Here is a 3,359-nt window from a genome sequence, read left to right on the forward strand (position 1 = left end):
TCAAATAACGTAGCTATGTTTGACACTGAATCACTGCTATATGCTAGTACTCCCTTACCCTCTTCTATGAATTGTATAGCTTTAGTTATATTAACATGACCGCTTCCCTGGGAGAATGGATCATATCCCATATCGCTAGCTGTGCTCTTAAGTAACACTTTAATGAACGATGATTCCTGAGCTGTATTAATGGAATTTCCATTAGAGTTACCTAGGCTATCACTTCCAAGCTTTTGTAATAAATTAGTTTCAGCCGCCTGTAGTGTAATAGGAGTAGGAGGTGGAAGTGGTGGATGTATTATATTATCCATGAGTGCTTGTATTATAATAGCTACTGCACCAGCAGTCATTGGTGTGGCTTCACTGGTACCACCGAATAAATCAAGGTTCATGGTTCCATCTCCCAACCCGTCAATTACACGTGCAACACTATACTCGAAGCTACCAATATTAACGACATCCGGCTTAGGATACCCGTACTGTGTTGGGCCTCTATCACTCCAACTTACAACTTGATAGTATCCACCTGGCATATATCCGAATATAGGACGGTAATAGAAGAGGTTTGAAGCACCAACAGTTATCACGTTAGTAGCTGCTCCAGGAATTGTTACGCTGCCGAAGCCAGGTCCACCGTTACCAGCTGCATGGACGATAACTGTTCCAGTTGATAATGTTATGAAATCCTCGAATAAGCTCATAACATCACCGTCAGAAGCAAACCCGTTTAGTAATAGGTAACTCATTCCCCAACTATTACTAATCACATCAGCCTGATGAATCCCAGTGTACATCCAACTGAAATACTCTGGGTTAGCTAGATCATAACCCGATAACCAGAGCTCCGCTGTAATAACATTACCTATCCATAAAGCAGGAGCTGCACCTATCTTCGCTCCAGGAGCAATTCCTATATATTTGAGTTCTGTATACGTCCCAAACGGACCCGCAGTAGGCCTGGGTATTTGTCCACGGCTTGCTATAACATGAGCACATTCAGTACCATGACCATAGAAATCATAAACCAGATCAAACCATTCTCCATCATATGTATCTAACCCTGGAAGAATTAATCCGTTCCACTCATAGTCGTTAAACCATCCAAAATTATATGCATAATAGAAGACGCCATTTGCATCGTTAAATGCTTGTGAGAGAGCCCCCATACTTAAATCATTTACACCGTCTCCGTTGAAGTCTCTTGCAGCTATTTCATGCCCATATGAAATTCCCGGTTCATCAGCAAAGCTAAAGTCGAGTAAACTTGAGTTTGGTGGAGTGCTCGCTATACCGACATTGTATAGTGAATCCATCAACATATAATATATGGATGATAAATCAATATATACTGTATCGTATTGTCCATCGCCATTTGTATCTGTTGTTATAGCAGGGGCGAGTATCCATATTAATGAGCTTCCAACAAGATAATACTGTGATACTAGGCCGAAATGTATAGGTGTACTAGTATTTACATCGCTAGGCAGTGTAAATGATTGATTGACGACAGGTATAGCACTAAAGGAGAAATTATTTGGTGTTACTACAGCTACTAGTGAGTAGTTTGTTACTTCCAAACTTCCTGTAGCTGGATCATAGAATACTACTCCATTATATGTTTTATTATCACTGGAAGGAACATTCAATGGGATTACAGTTATATTATTTCCTGATACATTCGTTGGGTTAATTGTTAAAGCCGTTCCCATCTCGTCTGCATCGAAAAGTAGTGGTAGTCCGTACTGGTCTCTTGCTAGTGCTTGTAGTCCTAGGTCGGATTCTCCCATATCTACTCCTGTATCTACTACTGCTACGTTTACTCCTGTGCCGTTGTATCCGTGGCTCCATGCGTAGGTTGCGCCTGTTATTTCGGGCGCCATTTCCAAGTTATATCCGGATCCTTCTCCTTCTGAGACCGTTAATCCTAGTTCTTTCAGGCTGTTGGGTTGTTTGAGAGTATCTGGGTCTTTTGGTGCCCCTATTTGTATACTTGATTGTAGTGATATTGATATAATATTAGGGTTCATTGCTAGTTTTTGTACTTGCTGTTTTGTCACCCATGCCATCATTATGCCGCCGTTACCTTCTGAGAAACCAGAGTATACCATAGCGTTCTGCTTAATGTAACTTGCAACGTCTTTTCCTCCTTTGTACAGTATGAGTACTCTTGCCTTTCCTTGTGTAGGATTCACTAGTTCCTTGGAAAATTTCGATTTTAGTGTTGAAATCTTGCTTGACAAGTTGCTTGGTATGAATGGTAAGTGTACATTCGACTTATATGTATCGTCTGACAATAGTCTTCTATCTACTTTATGTACCCAATTTAGAGTTGTTGGACTTGTTGACAGGTTACTTGTAGAGGATGCTATTACGGATGGTACAGAGCCTAGTATTACCACCAATAAGAGGAATACTGCTATAATGGATGATACCTTTTTCAACCGTATCACCTTTGTATTAGACTGTGGTTTAGTCATTTTATTCTAAATGTTGTATTCCAATCAATTTAAACATTTAATAGAAACAAGACGGGTTTAGATTATTAAGCTGGATTGCTTGGTCTTACCATAGAAATCCTTAAAAGGATATATTACCGCTTTTGTCTCCAAAACAGGGGTGACTTAATGGTGGTTGAAGACTTTGTTATAGGAAGACATGTTTATGGCAACATGTACGGTGTAGATCCTAGTACTCTCTGGGACGAAGACTTTATCAAGGAGACTGTGTTGAAAGCCGTAGAAGCTGCTGGAGCCACATTACATGACTTGAAGTCATGGAAGATTGAAGGAGAAAAAGGCGGTGTAAGCGTTATTGCCCTGGTACTAGAAAGCCATATTAGCATTCATACGTGGCCAGGGTATAAGTATGCCACGGTTGATGTTTATACCTGTGGGGATACCGCTGATCCTTGGCGGGGTTTCGAGGTTATTCTGAATAGGCTTAACCCTAAGTTCTATACTGTCCATTACTCCGACAGGAGTAGCCTTCCACCTGATGTTATAGAAGAATTGGGCTCTAGTAGTGTAGGAAAAGAATAGTTTACTAGAGCCCGCCTACTCTTTTTGAGAAGTCGAAAACAGTTATTCCTGCTATTTTGTTATCCTTTATTCTTATGACTATATCGTTCTCTGTCATAATGCTTTCATCAGCGTCCTCGATGTTGTATCCGAAGTTGATGTAGAGTATATCGTTTTGTTTATCATAGTCGAACCATATTCTTTCTATATCAGCAACGGGAAGGTTCGCTGTTTTCTTTAACGTTTCCTCGTACTCGTTTTGCTCATTTGAATCCAGGGCTCTTCACCTTTAGTACTTCTTTGTTAACGAGTGTTGGTGGTACTTCTCCGTTGAGGAATGCA

Annotated in this window: 3 protein-coding genes; 1 reads left to right on the forward strand and 2 read right to left on the reverse strand. The window is 40.5% G+C overall.

Annotation, left to right across the window (positions count from 1 at the left end):
- Positions 1-2,441, reverse strand: a 2,441-nt coding sequence (locus tag F7B60_00315; GenBank protein MCE4613965.1) for a S8 family serine peptidase, incomplete at its 3' end; no start/stop codon positions are given.
- Positions 2,442-2,624: 183 nt separating this feature from the next.
- Between F7B60_00315 and speD the strand changes: the two genes are divergently transcribed.
- Positions 2,625-3,038, forward strand: a complete 414-nt coding sequence (gene speD / locus F7B60_00320; protein ID MCE4613966.1) for an adenosylmethionine decarboxylase — start codon at positions 2,625-2,627, stop codon at positions 3,036-3,038.
- Between the two features lie 4 nt (positions 3,039-3,042).
- On the opposite strand, the gene F7B60_00325 is transcribed toward speD, so the two are convergent.
- Complete coding sequence (locus tag F7B60_00325; GenBank protein ID MCE4613967.1) at positions 3,043-3,159, reverse strand: hypothetical protein; 117 nt, start codon at positions 3,157-3,159, stop codon at positions 3,043-3,045.
- Positions 3,160-3,359: the final 200 nt, after the last annotated feature.

Origin of the sequence: Candidatus Tiamatella incendiivivens, assembly GCA_015522635.1 — an archaeon.
GTDB lineage: Archaea > Thermoproteota > Thermoprotei_A > Sulfolobales > Acidilobaceae > Tiamatella > Tiamatella incendiivivens.